This is a genomic window from Arsukibacterium sp., assembly GCF_033722355.1.
Classification (GTDB): domain Bacteria; phylum Pseudomonadota; class Gammaproteobacteria; order Enterobacterales; family Alteromonadaceae; genus Alishewanella.
This window is the reverse complement of the sequence record NZ_JAWVZF010000034.1, coordinates 1-21440: the sequence shown is the minus strand read 5'-3', so window position 1 is coordinate 21440 and position 21440 is coordinate 1. Positions and strand designations below refer to the sequence as shown.

The following is a 21440-nucleotide window of genomic DNA, read 5'->3' as shown; positions in this document are numbered from 1 at the left end:
TCGACCTTTACCAGAGTGTCAGGTGTCAGCCTGTTCGATTATCTGAGATAACCTTCTGAAGTGACGGTAGAAACCATGACAGTTTCTACCGTCCACGGTTATTTACGCTTAAAAAGTAATAACTCAGAATGATAATTATCCACGGTTTTAAAACCAAAAGGATGGACTTGCCGACTGACCAGCTGATAGTTTGGCAGCATACTGATGTAGTCATCACTGAGAATGGGTTGCTCCACGCCAATATCGGTAGCCGACTTTTTTATTTGTTTTCCTTCTTTCATATTCCGTAGCAAAATCCATTTGCTTTGGAGTCGGTCAACATGTGAAAAATAATTTTTAACGATGTGAGGCTCCATCTCCTGGAAAGAGATAAAGTTAACAAATAAATCGACCTCTCCCTGCAATGCGGGCAGCTGCCAGCTGGCCAATACTGAAATTTCCGGTAAATCTTCAATATTCAGGATTTCAGCGTTTTTTGTTGCCAGATAACCGGTGCATGTTCTATCAGGCACAGCCGCTTTTAAATATGAGTCAGCGACGAATAACGTCGGAGGGATATCAACATCAATATAACGAAGATTACTGATATCACTTTTTGCCAGAATTTCGCCCAAGGTACCAAAGCCGCCACCAATCTCCAGTATGGTATGAATATCGTCAGTCAGATGTTGCTTCAATAATTGCAAACCCAGCAGATAGTTTAACGAGGAGCGACTATATTTTTTATTATCAAATTCAAATTGTTCTACCGGGTTACCAAAATCAGACTCAGAAAAATTGATGAGTTTAGGCGATTTTCCCGGTTCTTCAGCAGCAACAAATACTCGGTAATCAGCCAGCGCGGACTGATAGCCGCTTAATAGCTGAGCAATTGTCTGTTGCGGTTTGACTGCCTGCGGATATGTCTTTTGCAAAAAAGCGATAAGATCATTTTGCATCTGAGGGGTAAAACTATTACCGGGGCAGCCGTAAGTGGGTACGAAAAACATCAGGTTTTCTGCAATCCGCCGGAAATTTTCTACACCGTTTTCTTTAAGTGCTGCGGCAATTCTGACTGAGGCATCAGCCCAGAAAGAAGATGGCTTATATAAAGCATTTTGGGTTTCCATATCTGTAAAGGCTTGATCTAACGCTGCAAACTTATCTGAGTTACTCACATTTTCCATCCGTACCGAAGTTAAACTTAGTTACACTATAATAGAAAACCGGAGTAGTACAATTGCTTATGACAAACAAGTTTTTATAAAAAAAACTAAAGAAAAACCCAGGGCTGGCGATACATAAGTATCAAGGGTACGGCTTAACGATTAACGCTAAGTCATATTGCAGAATCCAGGAGAACGTCATGGCTTTATATGTCAACACCAACACTTCATCATTAAATGCTCAGCGGCAGTTATTTAATACTAACTCAGCACTTGACACTGCATTTAAACGTTTATCTTCTGGTTTACGGATCAACAGTGCTGCTGATGATGCTGCCGGCTTACAAATTTCTAACCGTTTAACCAGCCAGATTAATGGTCTGGACCAGGCGGCACGTAACGCCAACGACGGTATTTCACTGGCTCAGACGGCAGAAGGTGCCATGGATGAAATCACCAATTCGTTACAGCGGATTCGTACCCTGGCTATTCAGGCTCAGAACGGTATTAATGGTAATGATGACCGTAATGCGCTGCAAAAAGAAGTGTCGGCGTTAAAGCAGGAAATGAGCCGGATTGCCACGACGACGCAGTTTGGTAATCAGAGCCTGCTTGCTGGTAGTTATTCAGCCAAGTTTCTGGTGGGTGCCAATGCCGGCCAGAGTATCAGCGTCAATCTGTCGCGGACAGGGGGGTTTGGTACTACAGGCCTGGGTTTAGCGGCCATTACTGTTTCAACAGTGACCGGTGCATCAGGAGCATTAACGCTTATTGATACTGCAATAGGTATTATAGATGGTAAACGTGCTGATTTAGGTGCGGTGCAAAACCGGTTTCAGGCAACAATCCGGAACCTGACCAATATTTCTGAAAACGTATCAGGTGCCCGTAGCCGGATCCGGGATACCGATTTTGCCAAAGAAACCGCTGAGCTGACCCGGGCGCAGATTTTACAGCAAACGGCAACTACGGTGTTATCTCAGGCTAACCAGCGGCCGCAGGCAGCGTTAAGTTTACTCCAGGGCTAATATCCCCAGCTGAAAAAAGCCACCTTAAGGTGGCTTTTTTTGCTTTTCGTGCAAAATCTAATTAAAAGTGATTTTTATAGGTTTTTACTAAAGTTTTTCATTATTTTTCCGATATCTATGTATGTAGAAGTTAGCATTTTAATTAATAGTTTCAGGCTAATTACCGACGATTAATTTATCGCAGGAGAGTAAAGATGGCTTTATATGTCAACACCAACACATCATCGTTAAATGCCCAGCGGCAGTTATTTAACACCGGCACAGCGCTGGATACGGCGTTTAAACGTTTATCTTCTGGTTTGCGGATTAACAGCGCTGCTGATGATGCTGCCGGCTTACAGATTTCCAACCGCTTAACCAGCCAGATTAATGGTCTGGACCAGGCAGCCCGTAACGCCAACGATGGTATTTCACTGGCTCAGACGGCAGAAGGTGCCATGGATGAAATTACCAATTCTTTACAGCGTATCCGAACCCTGGCCATTCAGTCTCAGAACGGTATTAATGGTAATGACGATCGCTTTGCGCTGCAAAAAGAGGTTTCGGCGTTAAAACAGGAAATGAGCCGGATTGCCTCGACCACGCAGTTTGGTAATCAGAATCTGCTGGCTGGTGGCTATTCAGCTAAATTCCTGGTGGGAGCCAACGCCGGACAGAGCATCAGCGTCAATCTGTCCCGTACCGGCGGGTTCGGCACGGCAGGCTTAGGTCTGACGGCATTAACAGTATCTACTGTTGCCGGCGCCTCTGGCGCATTAGCGCTGATTGACAGCGCCATTGGTATTATTGATGGCAAGAGAGCCGATTTAGGTGCCGTGCAAAACCGCTTTCAGGCAACAATCCGGAACCTGACCAACATTTCTGAAAACGTATCAGGTGCCCGTAGCCGGATCCGCGATACCGATTTTGCCAAAGAAACGGCTGAGCTGACCCGGGCACAGATCCTTCAGCAAACGGCCACCACTGTATTATCTCAGGCTAACCAGCGACCACAGGCAGCATTAAGTTTACTGCAGGGCTAACTAACAAGGCAGAACAGAGCGCGATGATTGCAGTCTTCGCGTACATTGAAAACAGATACAACCAATCTGCCACGGAGTGACTCTTTTTATAGCTAACTTTCTGAGTTAGCTATTTTTTTGGGTGCTTCCTTGCAATCCTGCCTGGTAAAAATGTCATTCTTTTAAAAAAACAAAAAAATTTATTTTTTTGCTAAAGTTCTGCTGATATCGGCCGATACCCTAAGTAAGCCAAGTTGCAGCTTGGCTGAGCTAACGACTTAATCGTCTTTTAATAATCAGGTTTTCAGTCATTGTGCTGCTGAAAACTTAAGGAGTGACTCATGGCCTTATTTGTAAATACCAATACTTCGTCGCTGAATGCGCAGCGGCAATTATCTCAAACCGGTAATGCTCTGGATACAGCTTTTAAACGTTTATCCTCAGGTTTTCGGATTAACAGTGCGGCGGATGATGCTGCCGGTTTGCAGATATCAAACCGCTTAACCAGCCAGATTAATGGTCTGGATCAGGCAGCACGTAATGCCAATGACGGTATTTCTGTTGCTCAGGTAGCTGAAGGTGCGATGGACGAAATTACCGGCTCTCTGCAGCGGATCCGTACTCTGGCTATCCAGTCACAGAACGGTATCAACAGCAATGATGACCGTGCTGCACTGCAAAAAGAAGTGTCTGCACTGAAGCTGGAAATGAGCCGGATTGCAACGACAACTCAGTTTGGTACCCAGAATCTGTTGTCTGGTGGTTACTCTGCTAAATTCTTAGTTGGCGCTAATGCTAACCAGAATATCAGTGTCAACCTGTCAAGAACCAATGGTTACGGGGCGCTGGGTCTTGGTGTTGCAACATTAACGGTTTCAACCGTCGCTGGTGCTTCCACTGCAATCGCATTGATTGATAGCGCGATCAAAGCAGTTGATGGTAAACGGGCTGACTTAGGTGCTGTTCAAAACCGCTTCCAGTCAACTATCCGTAACTTAACTAATATTTCTGAAAACGTTACCGGTGCACGTAGCCGGATCCGTGACACAGACTTTGCAAAAGAAACGGCTGAGTTAACCCGGGCCCAGATCCTGCAGCAAACCGCGACCACGGTATTAGCGCAGGCGAATCAGCGGCCACAGGCAGCTTTATCGTTATTGGGTTAAACTAATACACGCAGTGGTAAGAAGCTGGTATAAAGTTCTTACCCTGCGTGCCGATAAGGAGTCTGGAGATGAACAGCATAAATGCAACGGGCGTTGCCGCGACAAACCTTGCTCCGACGCCAGATAAGCTGGTGAGATCTGTGATTACTGAATCAGTTGAAGCAGGCTCAGCGGAGACAGTGAAACCTGTAACTAAAGTCAGTGATGCTGAATTGCGCCAAGCAGTTGATGTGGTAAATCAGGCAGTTGCAATGGAGCAACGTTCATTAAGTTTCTCAATTGATGATGCTTCAGGTCGGTCTGTGATAAAAGTGGTAGACTTTGAAACAGATGAGCTTATTAAGCAAATTCCTTCTGAAGAGTTATTGAAGGTAGCACAGAATATCAAACGGTTGCAGGAAGAAATGGGCCAATCTATTGGCTTGTTAATAGATAACAAAGTGTAGAGGTGGAACATGTCTGGTATTAATTTCCTTGGTGCAGCGTCTGGTTTGCCACTGGAAGACCTTGTCTCAACGCTGGTAAAAGTAGAGCGTGACAGTAAACTAAGCCGGATTAATACCACCAAACAAACGTTAAACACCTCTTTGTCTGGCATAGGACAGTTAAAATCTGTCCTGTCAGCTTTTCAGGACGCGGCGAAAAAACTGACAGGTAATACCCTCAACGCCAGAATTGCCACTGTTACCCAGCCTACTGAAAACAAAACCTACCTGGAAGCGTCTGCATCAAATACTGCAGCTGCTGCCAGTTTCGACATTAAAGTCACCCAGCTTGCCACCGGCAGCCGGCTGGAAAGTGCCGATGCCGCTTTTGCTGCTGCTACTGATGTGATCTCTACCACCGATGGCACCATGACGTTTGCCGCTAATGGTAAAAGCTTTGATGTGGCAGTTACCGCTGGCATGACCCTGGACGAGCTGCGTCAGCAAATTAATGCGAAAACCGACAATTTTGGGGTTAACGCCAATATTATTAACGCTGGTGGTACTACCGGTACCAAACTGGTACTTACGTCAAGTGAAACCGGCTTAAATAATGATTTAGTGGTCACTAATAATAATGCTGAGCTTGACCGCCTATCAACAGTGCCTACTGGCGCAACGGCAGGCCTTGCAGCTACTCAGACAGCGAAAGATGCCATAATCGCAATCGACGGAATTGTAGCAAATAGTGCGACTAATACGTTCACAAACGTCATCCAGGATGTCACGCTGACAGTTAAAGCGATAACGCCTGATGGCAATAATGCCAAGGTTGACGTTGCAACCGACAGCGCGGCCGCTGAAGAAAATATCCAGAACTTTATTAATAACTATAATGTACTGGTTGATCAAATTGCTGATTTGACAAAAAAACGGCAGTTAGGCTCGGATGGTAAAACGGTAACAGGGGAAGGTGGTTCACTGGCAACGGATCAGTTACCTAAAAATATTATGAACCAGTTAAGGGGTCTGCTGGGTGATGTCGTAGCTGGAGCGGACGCATCGCTATCTACTCTTTATTCAATGGGCATAACGTTTAAAGAAAATGGAAAACTGGAAATATCATCCAGTTCAGAGTTTGGTGCCGACTCCGGCAGAGTTCGTTTTGACCGGGCGCTTGAGCAGAATTATGATAACGTCGCTAAATTTTTTGGTGGTGATAACGGCTTAGCCGCTACTGTTGATAATTTTTTAAGTGAGTTTACTCAGACCGGCGGTATTATCGCGAGTAAAGAAAACTCGTTAAAAACACAAATAGACAAAAATACTAAAGATTTAGAGGCAGCTAACCGATATATAGATAGCTTTGAGCAAACGTTACGTCGTCGCTACACAGCGTTGGATGCCTTGTTGGGCTCGATGCAGAACATGGCAACGAATGTAACTGCGCAATTGACCAATCTGCCAGGTTTTGGCACTCAAAAATCGAATTAGGGGAGTTAACCATGAGTTATGGCATTAAAGCTTATAAAGCGGTTGGCATTAAAGATGACTTGGCCATCGCTGATCCTCACAGGGTTATCCAACTACTGATGCAGGGCGCTCTGGAAAATTTAGCTAAAGCGAAAGGCTGTATCGAGCGTAAAGATTTTGCCGGGAAGTCTGCAACGCTCTCAAAAGGAATGACGATCATTAGCTCCTTACAAAACTGTCTTGATATGGAGGCCAGCCCCGAGATATCAGAAAACCTGGCGTCTTTATATGATTTTATGGTTAATCATTTAATTCTGGCCAGTAGAGAAAACAGTATCGATAAGATCACTGAGGTGATGGAGCTGTTATTGACAATTAAGTCTGCCTGGGATCAAATCCCGGTTAAAGATCGTGAGGAAGCTTATCGGCTGCAGCAGCAAAAGGCCCAGGGAGCAGCATAATGCTCCCTTTTTCTAAGCTGATTGCCGACGTGGCGGTGCTCAGGGCTCAAATAGATGAACTAATTACTGATGACCAATATTCAGTTGAAGAGGTCTCCGAAAAAGCTGTTAAACTGCACAAGCTATTACAAACTCAACCAGAAGATGGTACAAACAGCGACGATTACCGACTTTTTCTGACCGACCATCTTCAGTGGTTAACTATTGTCATCGATAAGCTGCAATATGAAAAAACTATGCTGGCAGAAAGTATTCTGCAATCTCAGCGCCGAAGAAAAGCTCAGAAATTATATGGTGAAAATAAATAACAAAAAAACCGGGCCTTTAAATGCTTAAATTTATTAACTATCAGCTTAACAGCGATAATGCGCAAAGCGAGTTAGAGCAGAAAATTTCTCCAGTAATCCAGCATAGAATTCCTCTTAATTTTAAAGCACTTAAACAATATAACCCGCAACTTTTAGAGCTTATTCAACGCCATCATAGCGAAGAATATTCAGTATTTTGTACTAAAAGTGGTCAGCTGAATCTGGTTAATGTGAATAATGGCCGGGTAATTTACAGTGCAACACCAGAGCAAGAAATGCAGCAGGAGGTCGAGCAGTTTACTCAGCTTGCCCCTGTCGTGCATTTAAATCGAGTGACTGCTGACTCTTGTGCCGAATCTTTACCTGCTGCGGTTGATGTGGTGATGATGTTCGGTTTTGGTTTGGGTTATCAGCTGGTTCCGCTGATGCAAAGTGCCCGAATAAAATATTTGGTTATTTATGAGCCACAATTAGATAATCTGACCTGTTCTGTTCAAAGCACAGATTGGGAGGGTATATTCGAATTAGCGGCAGCAACGGGTACCCAAATATCTTTTCAGTTTGGTAACAGTGGGGCTTCGATTGCTGAAGATATTCAGGAATTACTCAGTATTGAGCCGGCGCTGGAGAAAATATATCTGTACCGGCATTTATGCCATCCTGTTTCAGACGAGGTATTTGCTTTTTTACTGGAAAAAAGTGGTGACAGGGATGAGTTGCAGCGTAAAAGCCGCCAATTCAGAGGGTTTGATGCCGCCGCAGATTTTGTTGAAGAACATCCTCAAAATGTGTTGGGCTATCCAATGCCCACAGCCGCATATTCGGCAAAACATAAAGCGCTATTTAAAAAAAATCTGGCTGCTTTCTCCAGGCTGTATCCTGATGTTCACCAGCTCTTATCAGAGTACCAACCCAGAGACTGGTTATTAACGCAAGACCTTCAGGGCAATGATAATCTGTTTCATATTAAGCGGCGGGTTTTTTTCTATGATAACCCCCGTGGCGACTCTGAGAAACTGATTGAGCATTATTTGTCTGAGCCGTTTAAAGATGACGTCATTGTAGGACAGGCTGCAAGCGAAAAATTCAAAAGCTTTGTTCATTTCAGATATATCGCAAAACTGCAGGAGATGTTTCTGGCGCTCCGTGCTGAGAAAAAGCCTTTGCCGGAGAAAGTCGACTCGTTGATCGTATTCGGTGTGGCATTGGGGATTCATGTTGAGCAGCTGTATCACGTCCGTGATATATCTAATTTATATATTTGTGAGCCGAATCTGGATTTCTTCTTTGCCAGTTTATACGTTACTGACTGGGCCTCTGTTTTTAAAATTGCTGAGCAGCAGCAAAAGCGGATATACCTCAATATAGGGGGTGATGGCTCAGAATATTTTAGTGATTTAATGGGGCAATTTTATCAGGTAGGGGCCTATGCTATTGCTAACACATATTTGTTTTCGTGCTACTACACACCGCAGTTGCTCAAAGCCATCCAGAATTTAAAAAGACAACTGAAGGTGGTATTGGCTATCGGAGAATATTATGATCATGCTCGTTTTGGTATTGCTCATACTTATCTGAGCCTGAAAAATGGCCATCGCTTTATGCGGGCAGATGTGGGGTGCGGGACTAAGCACCCGGCGGTTGATGTGCCGGTGTTTCTGATTGGTAACGGACCGAGTTTAGATAACAGTATTGACTATATCAAGCAGCATCGCGACCAGGTCATTGTTGTCAGTTGTGGTACCGCAATTCGATCATTGTACAAGCTTGGGGTTCAACCCGATTTTCATGCGGAAGTGGAGCAAAACCGGGCAACTTATGACTGGATTACTCAGGTTAATGACCCGGCGTATTTAAAAAAAATAAAACTGATTTCGGTCAACGGTGTACATCCGGATACCGCTTCTTTATTTGGACAGGCGTATCTGGCTTTTAAAGATGGAGAAGCCTCAACACAAGTTTTCCGGGCGGGACTCCAACACCATGGTTTTGATACCGCGTCCTTGTCTTATGCTTATCCGACGGTATCTAATCTAGCCTTAAATTACATTCTCCGGATGAATTTTAAAACGGTATATCTTTTTGGCGTTGATTTAGGCTATGCAGATGTTAATCAGCATCACTCAAAGCATTCTGCCTACTATAATCAGCAGGGCAAGGAGGTATATAACTACAAACAGTTCCATGGCGAGGGCTTTCCCGTTAAAGGTAATTTCAGGCCGGTGGTATTCACTAAGCCGGAGTTTGATGTGTCAAAACGGCTGATTGAGCAGGTTATTACCAATGCCAACAATTCTGTTGAGATTTATAATTGCAGCGACGGCGCCTATATTGACGGTGCCAGAGCCTTGCATCCCGCTAATATTCTGTTGCCACCACACCAGATAAACCCCCGGCAGGCACTGAGTGATTATCTGCAGTCCGCTTACCATCAGATGTCGCTGGCTGCTTTAGCCGATGACATTTTTAACTATTACAGCCTGGAGTTATTAACAAGCAGCATTGAAGAGTGGCGGGAACTGTTACCTAACCAGGGTGTTACCAGCAAAGCGGATGCTGCAAATTGCATTGAACAGCAGTGGCATTTTCTGCGACGTTGTGTATCGCAAAAAAATAATCCGATTTTTTATTTGTTTTATGGCAGTGCTAATTATTTTCTGAGTGTGCTGACTAAAGTGTTGCCCGATGAAAGTGGTGATGCCCATGATTTAAAACGCTTTAATCTGGTGTTAGGGCTTTGGAAAGACTATTTGGCTGACGCACTGGAGGATTTTGTTTCTCAGCCGATAAAGGCAGATAACATTAAGGTCAATTACTTACCAGCCGCTTCGAAACAATAAACAGGGTTGGTCAGGTCGAGGTTTATCAATGAAAATAGCGGTGATTCCAGCGCGCAGCGGCAGTAAGCGTATACCTGGTAAGAATACCAAAAAGTTTTATGGCAAACCTATTTTGAGCTGGCCTATTGCTGCAGCGCTTGAAAGTGGATTATTTGATCAGGTTATCGTTTCTACTGACTGCCGCCAGATTGCCAAAGTTGCTGAAGCTGCCGGTGCCACGGTGCCGTTTATCCGACCCACTGAACTTGCAGGCGACTTTGTCGCGACAGTGCCGGTAATTCAGCACGCTATTGCTCAATTAGCTAATCCGGTTATCAGTCATGTTTGCTGTATCTATCCAACAGCCGTTTTTCTGACGCCGGAGATTTTGGCTGAAGCAGTGGCCAGACAACAACAGTTACAAGCTGATTTCGTGATGCCGGTAACCGCTTTTCCCTGCCCGGTTGAAAGGGCTCTGATTATTGCGAAAGACGGTACACTTGCTATGCGCCACCCGGAACATTTAAATACCCGAACGCAAGATTGTGCCAGTCTTTATCACGACGTCGGTCAGTTTTACTATGGTACGACCCAGGCATGGCTGAGTAATACTGACTTTTATCAGCAAAAAGTTGCAGCTGTGAGTCTTCCTAAGTACCGGGCGCATGATATTGATAACCCGGATGACTGGGTTTTTGCTGAATTAGTGTTTTCCCAGCTAACAAAACTGACGTCTGAATATGATTAAACTCGACCAAAGACGCGTTTTTTTCATATGTGATGCCAACCATACCTCAGGTATGGGACACTTTTTACGTTGTGTTTCATTAGCACTTCAGTTAAGAAATCAAAAATACCAGCCGACTTTTATTGGCGAATTTTCTGAAGCGGCAATTAAGTTAGCGGATTATTATTCGATAGATTTACAGTTAAGTGCCCAATCGATTGCTCAGCGGCTTCATTGTTTGCCTGGGGCTAGCAGGGTTATCTTAGATAGCTATCAGTATTCCTGTGATGAGCTGCCTGAACAGCATTGTTATGTGCTGATAGATGATTTTTGTCTGCAAAGCCATTATCCGGTAGCGGGTGTGATAAATTTCACCTATCAGGCGAAGCAGTATGATTATTGTGCAAAAGGCGCCAGCCATCAGGCATTAGGTATCGATTATTTTCTGGCACATCCTTCGCTAACTGATGTGCCTGCCACATTTTCCCCGGTGATAGAACGGATACTTATTCTTATTGGCAGTGGGGATGTTTTTAAGCTTAGTTCGCAGATAGTTGTGGCTTTGCAAAGTATCAGAGCTGATTTACAAATAAAGGTAGTGGGTAATCAGGCATCAGCATTATCGGACTCAGTTAATGGTTCAGTTCAATACGTGCCCGTTTCGCCTAATGTAAATCAGTATTACCAGTGGGCTGATTTTTGCATTACCAGTGGTGGCCTGGCTAAATATGAATGTGCCTATATTGGCAAGCCGGCGGCAGTCATTTCATTAACTGAAGCTGAGCAGTCAGAAAGTGATGATTTCGCGGCCAGCCAGCTCTGTTTTAATTTAGGCTATCGCAGCACAATAACCGCTGATCGTTTGTCAAAAGATTTGACAAACATTATTTTTCAGCCCCAGAAAAGACTGGCAGCGTATAAAGCATGTCTGCAGGCTTTCAGTGGCCATTCTGGCCGGGCCATTACCGAATTTGTAACAGATTGCTGGGAGTGTGGTGCATGACAGATATTAATTTAAAACAACAGCTTGACTTGCTTTCCAGCCATTATAATACGCTGGCGGATACCTATGGATATTCTCCCCATGCTGTGCAACAAAGCAGTTATGAAACACAAGAGCGTCGGTTGCAGATCTTGCTTGAAGGATTTACTGATTTCAAAAATAAGAAAATTCTGGATTTTGGCTGCGGTACCGGTCATCTGTTTCGTTTACTACAACAGCGTGGGTTTGCCGGTGAGTACGTTGGCTACGATATCTCAGCAGGTTTGATTAACTTAGCCCGGGAAAATAATGAAGATGGCCGGTTTGAGCTGAGGAATATATTTGAGCAGCCCCCTGAGGAAAAATTTGATTTGGTGTTTATCAGCGGTGTGTTTAACAATGATATCGGACAAAATGAAAGTTTCTTGCAGAGTGTATTAAAAATACTGTTTGCTGTAACAGAAGAAGGTATAGCGTTTAATTGTCTCAGTACTTTTGTTGATTTTAAAGCCGACGGGCTGTTTTACTTTAATCCTTGTCAGGTCTTTGAATTTTGTAAGGAGCAGTTAACTCCCTGCGTTAACCTGCGACATGATTACGAAATTAAACCCGGAGTAGTGCCTTTTGAATTTAGTTGCTATTTACGAAAAAGCCCTCATGCGGTAAGAAAAAATAACTATGACTAAGATTGCAATTAGCCAGCCGACTTACTTGTCATGGTTAGGCTACTTTGAGCAGATAGCAAAATCTGACTACTTTGTCTTTCTGGACACGGTGCAATATGAGCGACAATCATGGCAGTCCAGAAACCGGATTAAAGATCAGCATGATATTGTCCACTGGTTATCAGTGCCGGTTGCGAATCAGCCATTAGAGACAGCAGTTGCTGACATTCAGATTGCATTGCAAAAAGGCAACTGGCAACGCAAACATCTGAACGCGATTCGAACTTATCTGGCAAAAACCCCATTTCTGCCAGACGTGTTAGCGCTGCTGGAAACCGTATATCAGCAACAGCATACTAAACTGGCGGATCTTAACATCGCACTGATTACTGCAGTTTGTCAGGCACTGGGTATTGGCACGACGTTATTACGGGCTTCTGAACTTGGGGTAACCGGTACAAAGGCAGATTTATTACTGCAGATTATTCAACAGTTAAAGGGTACATGTTACTTTGCCAATCAAGGTTCCAGAACCTATCTGGAACAGGAACAGAGCAGATTTTTACAACAGGGTGTCAGTATTGTGTATCAGCACTGGCAACATCCGCAATATCAGCAAAAAGGCGAGCAGTTTATCAGTCATTTGGCATGGCCAGATGCCGTTGCTTATCTGGGTTTTAACAAATCAGCACTGAATTTACCTGACATTACGTGAGGAAAACGGTATGCACGAGACAGATTATTTAATTGTTGGTGCCGGGATCTCCGGTCTTACTGCGGCATTAACACTGTTAAATAAATGTCCGCAGGCAAAGGTAACGATATTAGACAGTGCCAGCGAAGCAGGTGGTTTACTGCGTTCGGTATCATATGATGATAAGTCGTTTGATTTTGGCACACATATTCCTGAGATGAGCAGTGATTCTGAATTAAATTCACTGTTATTTCCCGCAGATAAGTGTGCTGATTGGCACCGCCTGACGGCATTAAAGACAGGCAATTACTTTGCCGGAAAAATGAATGAGCAATCGCAATTTCTGAATGTCACGTATGCAACCGACTGGTTTAATAAAGCATTATACGAATTATTGCAGACATCAGCAGAATCACAGCCTAGTTATCCTAATCTGGACGTTTTCAGCCGTTTACGATACGGCCAGTGCGTCACTGAAAAAGTTTTCTCACCTCTGATGACAAAATTTACTGGTATGGCGTTAAATGAGCTGTCGTCAAAAGCAGCTGCTTACTACGGTATGGCCCGCTTAATATACGGTGATGCCAGATGTGCTGCCAATTTAAAGAAAATTGCAGCTTTTGACGAGGTGCTGGCATACCCGTCTGATACCCAGAAACCCCGACAGGCAACCTGGATTTATCCGTCAGATGGAAAAGGAATTGGCAGTTGGATCACTCTGCTGACTGACAACATTCGTCAGCTTGGCGGACATTTTATTTTTAATTGTAAAATTGAAGCAGTGTCGCATCAGCAGGGAAATTTGGTGATCCAGACCCAGGCCGGTCAGTTGACAGCACGGCAGCTTATTTGGACTATACCTGCCTATAGTGGGTTGCAGGGGGGACATCAGCAACGACCCGCCAGCAGAGCGGTCGCGATTTATCATTTTCATTCAAAAACTAAACCGGCAACTAGTCAGCATTACCTCTACTGCTATGATGCTGCGATGCACAGTTATCGAATTACTTTTTACGATAATATTCAGCAGCATGACAGTGCCGCCTGCTACCGATGCAGTGTTGAAGTAATAGAGAACGATGAACGGATAGCTACGGTTGATGACATCAAAGCTGAACTAGTGACGATGGGATTGTTTAACCATGTTGATGAAATTATTCATGCTGGCAGTATTTCTCTGCCTTTCGGCTTTCCCATTTTGAAGGCGGGTGATGAGCAGAGTAGGGCCGAGATCTTTGCCAAGGTTAAACATCATAACCCTGAGATCCTGTTTTGCGGCAGAGGTAAACCACAGGTTTTCTTTATGACTGATGTATTGCTTGATACTTATCAGGAAACCTTAACACTGATTCCGGCAGTGGAGTGTCATCATGACTAAATTAAGTATAGCCGGGCGGGAAATCTCAGCATGTGTCCCTCCTTATATTATTGCTGAAATGTCAGCTAACCATAACGGCGATATCAGCAGAGCTAAGCAACTTATTCAGCTAGCCAAACAGGCCGGTGCTGATGCGGTAAAATTACAGACTTACCGTGCAGACACTATTACTCTGAATGCCAGAACCGAAGACTTTATGATCAGAGGCGGCTTGTGGGATGGCAAAAATCTGTATGAGCTCTATCAGCAAGCCCAAATGCCCTGGGAGTGGCACAAACCACTTTTCGATTTTGCCCGGTCAATTGATATGACTATTTTCAGTTCACCATTTGACCCGACCGCCGTTGATTTGCTCGAAGATTTGAACGCTCCTGCTTATAAAGTTGCATCATTTGAAGCAATTGATATACCGCTGATTAAGTATATCGCCAGTACCGGTAAGCCAATGATTATTTCAACCGGTATGGCGGATGCAGACGAAATTCAGGAAGCTATTGATGCAGCAAAAAGTGGTGGTTGTGAGCAACTGGCTATTTTACATTGTGTCAGTGGTTATCCTGCTCCAGCAGCAGATTATAACCTGCGTACTATCGCCGACATGCAACGTCGCTTTAAACTGGTGACAGGCCTTTCTGATCATACTATCGACAACACTACCGCCATTACCAGTGTAGCGCTTGGTGCTGCGATCATAGAAAAGCATTTTACGCTTGACCGGAACGGCGGCGGCACAGATGACAGTTTTTCATTAGAACCGGCTGAATTAACTGCATTATGCCGTGACAGTAAATTAGCATGGCAGGCACTGGGAAAGGCTGACTACAGCAGGCAGCAAAGTGAGATTGCCAATGCAAAATTCCGTCGCTCTCTATACTTTGTATCAGATATGGCCGCCGGTCAGGTTATTTCCGCCAGCGATATCCGTAGTGTCAGACCCGGTTTTGGGCTGGCGCCAAAATATTATGATCAGCTGCTTGGCCGGGTTATCAAGAAAGCCGTAAAGCAATATACCCCAACCAGCTGGGAGTACATTGAGGACTAGTGATCAAGCAATTTTGTTAAGTTAGAAGCGATAAACTGCTGTTGCTCACTGGTTAGCTCAGGATACATTGGCAGGCTGATAATCCGTTCGTAAAAGTCTTCAGCCTGTGGAAAATCGCCCCAGTCAAAACCCAGTTGCTGATAATAGGGCTGGGTATGAATAGGAATATAATGCACATTTACTCCTATTCCTGCAGCACGCAGGCCATTAAATACAGTCTTGCGTCTGGCTTTATCAGTTAGCCGGATAATGTATAAGTGCCAGGCACTGGTACTGAACTTCTCTGTCGAGGGTAGGCTGATCGGAAGGTTAGCAAGCAGCCTCTGATAGTTTTCAACCAGCGTTTGTCGCCGCTGAATAATGGACAAAAGGCGCTGGCTCTGGCTTAGTCCGAGCGCAGCCTGCAAGTCGGTCATCCGGTAGTTCAGACCAAGCACTAACTGCTGATAATACCAGGGACCATGGCTGGGCTCGGTCATCACAGTGTCGTCACGGCTGATGCCGTGGCTTCTGAGTAAGCGCATTTTATCAGCCAACTCTGCGTGATTGGTCAGCGCCGCGCCGCCCTCGGCTGTGGTAATAATTTTTACCGGGTGAAAGCTGAAAACGGTAATATCACTATAACGGCCACAGCCTACTGGCTCACCCAGATAAGTGGCACCCACGGCATGAGAAGCATCTTCAATAATTTTAAAACCAAATTCATTAGCCAGATATTGGATTTGCTGCATGTCACAGCTTGTACCTGCCAGATGCACCGGTATCACAACTTGCGGCAAGGTATCATTAGCGCGGGCCAGTTCAAGTTTCTGCCTTAACTGATCAATTGCCATATTGCCCGTATCGGGTTCTACATCAACAAAATCAACATCGGCGCCGCAGTATCGGGCACAGTTTGCCGACGCAACAAAACTGATGGGAGAGGTCCAGACTCTGCTGCCACTGCCAACACCAAGCGCCAGGCAGGCAATATGTAAAGCCGAGGTGGCACTGTTAACCGCAACGGCATGTCTGGCTGTTGTGAGTTCACATAGGCGCTGTTCAAAGGCGGGCACCACTGGCCCCTGAGTTAAAAAGTCGCTTTGCAATACTTCGACAACGGCGTCGATGTCTTGCTGGTTGATATGTTGCCGCCCATAGGGAATCATTAAGCATAATCCTGATTAAACTGGCGAATCGTATCAATATCCATAAAGTCAGGATTAGTATCAGATACATATTCAAAGTTAACAGCCACCGGCTGGCCTTTTTCACCTAACGCATTACCACTAAAGTCATTACTGCGATTGAAAAATTTAATAGCGGGCGCAATAACGAAATGGTCGGGAAACTCAAAGGTATGATATGACATATCACCGGGGCACATCATTTCATGTAACTTTTCACCCGGCCGGATACCAACAATTTTAATAGGTAAGTCAGGGGCCATTGCTTTGGCCAGATCGACAATACGAATAGAAGGTATCTTAGGAACGAATATCTCACCACCCAGCATTCTTTCGAAGTTCTTCAATACAAAATCAACGCCTTGCTGCAGGCTAATCCAGAAACGGGTCATTTCAGCGTGTGTGACCGGCAAATGATCAGTGCCTCTGGCAATCAGTTGCTGGAAAAACGGCACGACCGAACCACGCGACCCTACCACATTACCGTACCGCACAACAGAAAAGCGGGGCCGGGTGCCACCGGAAATGTTATTGGCTGCAACAAATAATTTATCTGACGCCAGCTTCGTTGCACCATATAAATTGACAGGATTAGCGGCTTTATCAGTGGACAGGGCAATAACTTTTTCAACATTATTATCAATCGCAGCATTGATAACGTTTTCAGCACCATTAATATTGGTGCGGATACACTCCATCGGGTTATATTCTGCAGCAGGTACCTGTTTTAATGCGGCAGCGTGTATGACATAGTCGACACCGTGCATAGCTCTGCTCATGCGCTGCGCATCGCGGACATCACCAATAAAATAGCGCATGCAGCTTTGATCGAACTTTTGCTGCATTTCATATTGTTTAAGCTCGTCCCGCGAGTAAATGATGATCTTTTTCGGCTTGTAACGGGCTAGCAGAGTTTCGGTATATTTGTGGCCAAAAGATCCCGTACCACCGGTAATTAAAATGGTTTTTCCATCAAACATAGCGCACCCTCTAGCAATTGACTGGCATTATGTTGCCACTGTGACTTTGACATAACGTTCTTACCATAAATTGCTGTTAGCATAAAGCATGCCTGAAATAACATTATTAATAAATTTATAATGTTAGTAATCGATAATCTGAGCGCCTAAGCGTGACGCACGAAATTGGAGCTTTACCGCCAGATAGATTAAACTATAACCAATGTTCTCGCAAAAGTGGTACTGCTATGAAACTGAATAACACGACCGGTGTAGACAATCTGAATCGGGCTCAGCAGCAACAGGAAAGTCTGCTTAAAAAACTGGCAACGGCACGCCGGATTAACAGTGCAGCTGATGATGCTGCTGGTTTACAGATCGCGAACCAGTTGAGCAGCAAGGTTAATGCGAATGCTCAGGGCGAACGTAATGTCAATGATGGTGTTTCGCTGGCCAGGGTTTACGAGCAGGGCTTGCAGGGGATCAACGATAACCTGGGTGAACTTAATCGCTTGGCGGTGGCAGCCGGTAACGGTATATATGGCACAGAAGAGCGACAGGCATTACAGACAGAGGCAGATAGCTATCTGGCTAATATTCAGCAGGTAATTGATAACACAGCGTTTTCTGGTAAAAAGTTATTTGATGCCGATGCCAGTGTGGCTTTTGGTACCGGTAATGGTTCAGTAAATCTGACTACGACAGATGTGCAGGCGGTATTGCAGAGCCAGGATGCATTTAATATTGACTTCAGTTCTGCTGCCTCCGCAGAACAGGCCTTAACCAGAATAACAGATGCCATAGACGTGATTGGTGGTTTGCAGGCACAGGCTGGGGCAGAGGCAAACCGCCTGGCCGGTACTGGTAATAATTTAAGTAGCCAGCAAATTGCCCAGGCTGCTGCCAGAAGCAGGATTGAAGATCTGGATTTTGCCAGAGCTGCCAGTGATAAAACAGCGGCGGATATATTGAGCCAAAGCTCTACCAGTGTGGCGATGCAAGCCCGGATCCAGCAGCAGCAGGCATTAACGTTGCTAGGCTGATCGCGGTTTGCTGCAACTGAGTTGAGTGGTATAAAACGCTATTTTTTTGACGGCCGTCAAAAAAATAGCGTTTTTGGTTGCAAGCTCAGATCCGCGCAGTACAATGAAATCAAAGCAATAACTATAATGCGGCATAATGGCAGTCAATCCTCCTTTATATATTGCAGATACACAACAGCGTCGTGCGGAGAGACTGGCAACGGTGCTCAGCTTTATTAACGAACCGCATCAGATAGTAACTGACCAGGCGTTGTTGCAGCAACTGACACCTGAAACCTCAGCAGTCGTATTGCTGGGCGCACTTGATAATGAAGAGCAGGCAGCATTACTGCTGCGCTTTCCCCGCTGTGCTTTTTTATTGATTGGTGAACCGCTGAGCCCGCTGCTGCAGTATCCGAACGCGGTGGGGTTGCTTACCGAGCCCTTTTCTTACAACTCCCTTACCCAGCTGCTGCGAGATTGCCAGCAATATCACCGGCTACTCCCCGGGCAGCGCCAGACTGAAACAACGGTGAAGTTTGACGGCATGGTTGGCCAGACTGAGCCGATGCAAAAAGTCCGGTTTTTAATCTCACAAGTTGCAAAAACTGACGCCAATGTGCTGGTGCTGGGCCAGTCTGGTACCGGCAAAGAGGTAGTTGCCCGGAATATCCATTTGTTATCAAACCGCGCTGCAGGGCCTTTTGTGCCCATTAACTGCGGCGCCATACCGGCTGAATTACTTGAAAGTGAGTTGTTTGGCCATGAAAAAGGCGCCTTTACCGGTGCGATTTCTACCCGCAAAGGCCGGTTTGAACTGGCGCAGGGCGGAACCTTATTTCTGGATGAAATTGGCGACATGCCGCAACCGATGCAGGTAAAATTGTTGCGGGTACTCCAAGAGCGTATTTTTGAACGGGTAGGCGGCAGCCAGGCCATTAAAGCCGATGTCCGGATCATCGCTGCCACCCACCGCGACCTGGAACAGATGATTGGTGAAGGCCAGTTCAGGGAGGATTTATTTTACCGGCTTAATGTGTTTCCGATTGAAACACCCGCGCTGAGCGAGCGCTGTGACGATCTGCCGCTGTTGATTCAGGAGCTGCTGAACAGACAGGCTGGCGCTCATCAGGGGCGCATCCGCTTTACCGAGCGGGCGCTGGAGAGTCTGAAAATGCATAGCTGGCCTGGCAACGTCAGGGAGTTGGCAAATTTACTGGAACGTATGCTGATTATGTATCCGGATCAGGTTGTGGATGTCGCCGAATTGCCGAAAAAGTATTGTTATCTGGATGTGGAAAGTTACCAGCCACAGTATCCGGAGGCTTTGCTTGAGCGCGATATGTTAAATGATCTGTTTGCAGCCAGTGCTGATGACAGCGAAGATGACCAGCAGGCTGAACCCCGCAGTCTGTCACAAAGAGAGCCTCAGGCGGCAGCGCCCCTGAGTTTACCGCAAATCGAACAGATGACTTCCGGCAGCTTTGACCTGAAAGAATATCTGGCAGAGCTGGAAGTGCAGTTAATATCTGAGGCATTACAGTATCATGATTATGTTGTAGCCCGCGCCGCTGAAGTACTTGGGCTGCGCCGCACGACGCTGGTCGAGAAAATGCGCAAGTATAATCTGGGCCGTGATGAGTAAAAGCATGGCTTAGCGATGCGGGTAAATCGTCAAGAGTTTGACGGTTTTAATCCCTGTTTTATCTTTTAAAATCATAATCTTAACTTTGGCATAATCTCTGCATCGTCTTTATTATTTGTAATAAGGTCAGGTGGCTTATGCCCGATGTCAGCTATGACTCTGCAAAGAGTACTGTGCCGCCGCACAGTCAGCGAGTACTGTCAAAACGCGAGCTCAGCAGCACGGTCAGCCAGGTGTTAGCAGGATTTAATAATGCCGCTGACAATCGTTTACAACATGTTTTAAATGTTCTTCCTGCCGGCGTCGTGTTGCTAAGTGCTCGGGGGCTTGTATCTGAAGCGAACCCGGTCGCCATCGCTATGCTTGGCCAACCGTTGGTGGGGCAGGCCTGGTTAGAGGTGATTAACCGCTGTTTTGCTCCGCGCAGTGACGATGGTCTTGAGGTATCACTGAAAGATGGTCGCAGAATCAAACTGGAAATCAGCCCGCTTAGCCCGGAGCCTGGTCAGCTCATCGTGCTGACTGATCTGACCCAGACCCGCCATCTGCAAAGCCGGCTGGCACATTTACAGCGTTTATCTACTCTGGGTAAAATGATGGCCACGCTGGCCCATCAGATAAGAACCCCCCTGTCGTCTGCGATGTTGTATGCTGAAAACCTTGGCAGCAGTAAACTATCACCCCAGTCGCAGCAACAATTTCAGCAGAAACTGCTGGCCAGGTTGCATGATTTGGAGCAGCAGGTGAACGATATGCTGCTGTTTGCCCGTGCCGGCACAGCTCAGGCGGTACAGCCTTTTACGGTGCAAACGTTACTCAGCGAGGTGAGCGCGTCCACTGAGGCATTGCTCAGTCAGCATCAGGCGCAGCTTAGCATTAATACCCGTTGTCAGGATGTGTATCTGCTGGGTAATGTCAGCAGTCTGGCCGGTGCTGTCATTAATCTTATCCAGAACAGTATTCAGGCCCAAAGCAGTGGTGTGCAGATTGATATCTTAGTGCAGCGACAGGCCGATAAGCTTGAATTTACCGTTACTGATAACGGGCCTGGGATCGCAGCTGATTTACAACCTTATATTTTTGAGCCCTTTTTCAGCAGGCGACAACAGGGTAGTGGTTTAGGACTGGCTGTCGTACAAGCAGTGGTGACTTCTCATCAGGGCGATGTCCGCTACGAACAGCGCCCGGAGGGTGGTGCCTGCTTTGTGATTAATATCCCTGTCCATTTTTCTGGATCAGACAATCAGCAAGCTAATTCTCAAAACAGAGGTATCGAATGACAACTGCCACCCCCATACTGATAGTAGAGGATGATGCCGGATTGCGCGAAGCCT

20 protein-coding genes are annotated in these 21440 nt (G+C 45.7%); 17 read left to right on the top strand and 3 right to left on the bottom strand.

What is annotated here, in order from left to right:
* Positions 1 to 98: 98 nt before the first annotated feature.
* Positions 99 to 1157, bottom strand: a complete 1059-nt coding sequence (locus tag R3177_RS05515; RefSeq protein ID WP_318970041.1) for a putative sugar O-methyltransferase — start codon at positions 1155 to 1157, stop codon at positions 99 to 101.
* Positions 1158 to 1345: 188 nt separating this feature from the next.
* On the opposite strand from R3177_RS05515, the gene R3177_RS05510 reads away from it, so the two are divergent.
* The 14 genes from R3177_RS05510 to pseI all read left to right on the top strand — a co-directional run bounded on the left by R3177_RS05510 (position 1346) and on the right by pseI (position 15314).
* Complete coding sequence (locus R3177_RS05510; protein WP_318970040.1) at positions 1346 to 2173, top strand: flagellin; 828 nt, start codon at positions 1346 to 1348, stop codon at positions 2171 to 2173.
* A gap of 194 nt (positions 2174 to 2367) precedes the next feature.
* The gene (locus R3177_RS05505; protein ID WP_318970039.1) at positions 2368 to 3195 is read left to right on the top strand and encodes a flagellin; all 828 of its coding nucleotides are present in this window, start codon (positions 2368 to 2370) and stop codon (positions 3193 to 3195) included.
* A gap of 320 nt (positions 3196 to 3515) precedes the next feature.
* Positions 3516 to 4340: a flagellin gene (locus tag R3177_RS05500; protein WP_318970038.1), complete on the top strand. Its 825-nt coding sequence runs from the start codon at positions 3516 to 3518 to the stop codon at positions 4338 to 4340.
* A 68-nt stretch (positions 4341 to 4408) separates the two neighbouring features.
* Positions 4409 to 4786, top strand: a complete 378-nt coding sequence (locus tag R3177_RS05495) for a flagellar protein FlaG (RefSeq protein WP_318970037.1) — start codon at positions 4409 to 4411, stop codon at positions 4784 to 4786.
* A gap of 9 nt (positions 4787 to 4795) precedes the next feature.
* Positions 4796 to 6259 carry a flagellar filament capping protein FliD gene (gene fliD / locus R3177_RS05490; protein ID WP_318970036.1) on the top strand — a complete coding sequence of 488 codons (1464 nt, stop codon included), beginning with the start codon at positions 4796 to 4798 and terminating at the stop codon, positions 6257 to 6259.
* An 11-nt stretch (positions 6260 to 6270) separates the two neighbouring features.
* Positions 6271 to 6699 carry a flagellar export chaperone FliS gene (gene fliS / locus R3177_RS05485; RefSeq protein ID WP_318970035.1) on the top strand — a complete coding sequence of 143 codons (429 nt, stop codon included), beginning with the start codon at positions 6271 to 6273 and terminating at the stop codon, positions 6697 to 6699.
* Positions 6699 to 7007: a hypothetical protein gene (locus R3177_RS05480; protein WP_318970034.1), complete on the top strand. Its 309-nt coding sequence runs from the start codon at positions 6699 to 6701 to the stop codon at positions 7005 to 7007. The genes fliS and R3177_RS05480 overlap by 1 nt, the downstream gene beginning before the upstream one ends.
* 20 nt (positions 7008 to 7027) lie before the next feature.
* Entirely contained in the window at positions 7028 to 9847 is a 2820-nt protein-coding gene (locus tag R3177_RS05475) for a 6-hydroxymethylpterin diphosphokinase MptE-like protein (protein WP_318970033.1), read from the top strand.
* Positions 9848 to 9875: 28 nt separating this feature from the next.
* Positions 9876 to 10574, top strand: a complete 699-nt coding sequence (gene pseF, locus R3177_RS05470; RefSeq protein WP_318970032.1) for a pseudaminic acid cytidylyltransferase — start codon at positions 9876 to 9878, stop codon at positions 10572 to 10574.
* Positions 10567 to 11556, top strand: coding sequence for a glycosyltransferase (locus tag R3177_RS05465; RefSeq protein ID WP_318970031.1), 990 nt, complete (start codon positions 10567 to 10569; stop codon positions 11554 to 11556). Before pseF ends, R3177_RS05465 begins: the two co-directional genes overlap by 8 nt.
* Positions 11553 to 12221, top strand: coding sequence for a class I SAM-dependent methyltransferase (locus R3177_RS05460; RefSeq protein ID WP_318970030.1), 669 nt, complete (start codon positions 11553 to 11555; stop codon positions 12219 to 12221). Before R3177_RS05465 ends, R3177_RS05460 begins: the two co-directional genes overlap by 4 nt.
* Positions 12214 to 12915, top strand: coding sequence for a WbqC family protein (locus tag R3177_RS05455; RefSeq protein ID WP_318970029.1), 702 nt, complete (start codon positions 12214 to 12216; stop codon positions 12913 to 12915). The genes R3177_RS05460 and R3177_RS05455 overlap by 8 nt, the downstream gene beginning before the upstream one ends.
* 10 nt (positions 12916 to 12925) lie before the next feature.
* Positions 12926 to 14272 carry an NAD(P)-binding protein gene (locus R3177_RS05450; protein ID WP_318970028.1) on the top strand — a complete coding sequence of 449 codons (1347 nt, stop codon included), beginning with the start codon at positions 12926 to 12928 and terminating at the stop codon, positions 14270 to 14272.
* On the top strand, positions 14265 to 15314 hold the full coding sequence (gene pseI / locus R3177_RS05445) for a pseudaminic acid synthase (RefSeq protein WP_318970027.1): 1050 nt from the start codon (positions 14265 to 14267) through the stop codon (positions 15312 to 15314). Before R3177_RS05450 ends, pseI begins: the two co-directional genes overlap by 8 nt.
* Here pseI and pseC read toward each other — a convergent pair.
* Both pseC and pseB read right to left on the bottom strand, forming a co-directional pair.
* A complete protein-coding gene (pseC, locus tag R3177_RS05440) occupies positions 15311 to 16462 on the bottom strand; it encodes a UDP-4-amino-4,6-dideoxy-N-acetyl-beta-L-altrosamine transaminase (RefSeq protein ID WP_318970026.1) in 1152 nt (383 codons plus the stop codon). The two genes, pseI and pseC, sit on opposite strands and share 4 nt — an antisense overlap.
* Positions 16462 to 17460 (bottom strand): UDP-N-acetylglucosamine 4,6-dehydratase (inverting), encoded by a 999-nt coding sequence (pseB, locus tag R3177_RS05435; RefSeq protein ID WP_318970025.1) that lies wholly within the window; start codon positions 17458 to 17460, stop codon positions 16462 to 16464. Before pseB ends, pseC begins: the two co-directional genes overlap by 1 nt.
* 227 nt (positions 17461 to 17687) lie before the next feature.
* On the opposite strand from pseB, the gene R3177_RS05430 reads away from it, so the two are divergent.
* The 3 genes from R3177_RS05430 to R3177_RS05420 all read left to right on the top strand — a co-directional run bounded on the left by R3177_RS05430 (position 17688) and on the right by R3177_RS05420 (position 21386).
* The gene (locus R3177_RS05430; protein WP_318970024.1) at positions 17688 to 18482 is read left to right on the top strand and encodes a flagellin; all 795 of its coding nucleotides are present in this window, start codon (positions 17688 to 17690) and stop codon (positions 18480 to 18482) included.
* A gap of 136 nt (positions 18483 to 18618) precedes the next feature.
* Complete coding sequence (locus R3177_RS05425) at positions 18619 to 20106, top strand: sigma-54-dependent Fis family transcriptional regulator (RefSeq protein WP_318970023.1); 1488 nt, start codon at positions 18619 to 18621, stop codon at positions 20104 to 20106.
* A gap of 137 nt (positions 20107 to 20243) precedes the next feature.
* Entirely contained in the window at positions 20244 to 21386 is a 1143-nt protein-coding gene (locus tag R3177_RS05420) for a sensor histidine kinase (protein WP_318970022.1), read from the top strand.
* The last annotated feature ends 54 nt before the right edge of the window (positions 21387 to 21440 follow it).

Excerpts from the sequence above, each read along its gene's own strand:
- R3177_RS05455 (WP_318970029.1), top strand. The coding sequence starts at position 12,214 with ATGACTAAGATTGCAATTAGCCAGCCGACTTACTTGTCATGGTTAGGC.
- R3177_RS05500 (WP_318970038.1), top strand. The coding sequence starts at position 3,516 with ATGGCCTTATTTGTAAATACCAATACTTCGTCGCTGAATGCGCAGCGG.
- R3177_RS05495 (WP_318970037.1), top strand. The coding sequence starts at position 4,409 with ATGAACAGCATAAATGCAACGGGCGTTGCCGCGACAAACCTTGCTCCG.
- R3177_RS05510 (WP_318970040.1), top strand. The coding sequence starts at position 1,346 with ATGGCTTTATATGTCAACACCAACACTTCATCATTAAATGCTCAGCGG.
- pseF (WP_318970032.1), top strand. The coding sequence starts at position 9,876 with ATGAAAATAGCGGTGATTCCAGCGCGCAGCGGCAGTAAGCGTATACCT.
- R3177_RS05505 (WP_318970039.1), top strand. The coding sequence starts at position 2,368 with ATGGCTTTATATGTCAACACCAACACATCATCGTTAAATGCCCAGCGG.
- R3177_RS05450 (WP_318970028.1), top strand. The coding sequence starts at position 12,926 with ATGCACGAGACAGATTATTTAATTGTTGGTGCCGGGATCTCCGGTCTT.
- R3177_RS05475 (WP_318970033.1), top strand. The coding sequence starts at position 7,028 with ATGCTTAAATTTATTAACTATCAGCTTAACAGCGATAATGCGCAAAGC.
- R3177_RS05465 (WP_318970031.1), top strand. The coding sequence starts at position 10,567 with ATGATTAAACTCGACCAAAGACGCGTTTTTTTCATATGTGATGCCAAC.
- R3177_RS05430 (WP_318970024.1), top strand. The coding sequence starts at position 17,688 with ATGAAACTGAATAACACGACCGGTGTAGACAATCTGAATCGGGCTCAG.
- pseB (WP_318970025.1), bottom strand. The coding sequence starts at position 17,460 with ATGTTTGATGGAAAAACCATTTTAATTACCGGTGGTACGGGATCTTTT.
- fliS (WP_318970035.1), top strand. The coding sequence starts at position 6,271 with ATGAGTTATGGCATTAAAGCTTATAAAGCGGTTGGCATTAAAGATGAC.
- R3177_RS05460 (WP_318970030.1), top strand. The coding sequence starts at position 11,553 with ATGACAGATATTAATTTAAAACAACAGCTTGACTTGCTTTCCAGCCAT.
- pseC (WP_318970026.1), bottom strand. The coding sequence starts at position 16,462 with ATGATTCCCTATGGGCGGCAACATATCAACCAGCAAGACATCGACGCC.
- R3177_RS05420 (WP_318970022.1), top strand. The coding sequence starts at position 20,244 with ATGCCCGATGTCAGCTATGACTCTGCAAAGAGTACTGTGCCGCCGCAC.
- pseI (WP_318970027.1), top strand. The coding sequence starts at position 14,265 with ATGACTAAATTAAGTATAGCCGGGCGGGAAATCTCAGCATGTGTCCCT.
- R3177_RS05480 (WP_318970034.1), top strand. The coding sequence starts at position 6,699 with ATGCTCCCTTTTTCTAAGCTGATTGCCGACGTGGCGGTGCTCAGGGCT.
- fliD (WP_318970036.1), top strand. The coding sequence starts at position 4,796 with ATGTCTGGTATTAATTTCCTTGGTGCAGCGTCTGGTTTGCCACTGGAA.
- R3177_RS05425 (WP_318970023.1), top strand. The coding sequence starts at position 18,619 with ATGGCAGTCAATCCTCCTTTATATATTGCAGATACACAACAGCGTCGT.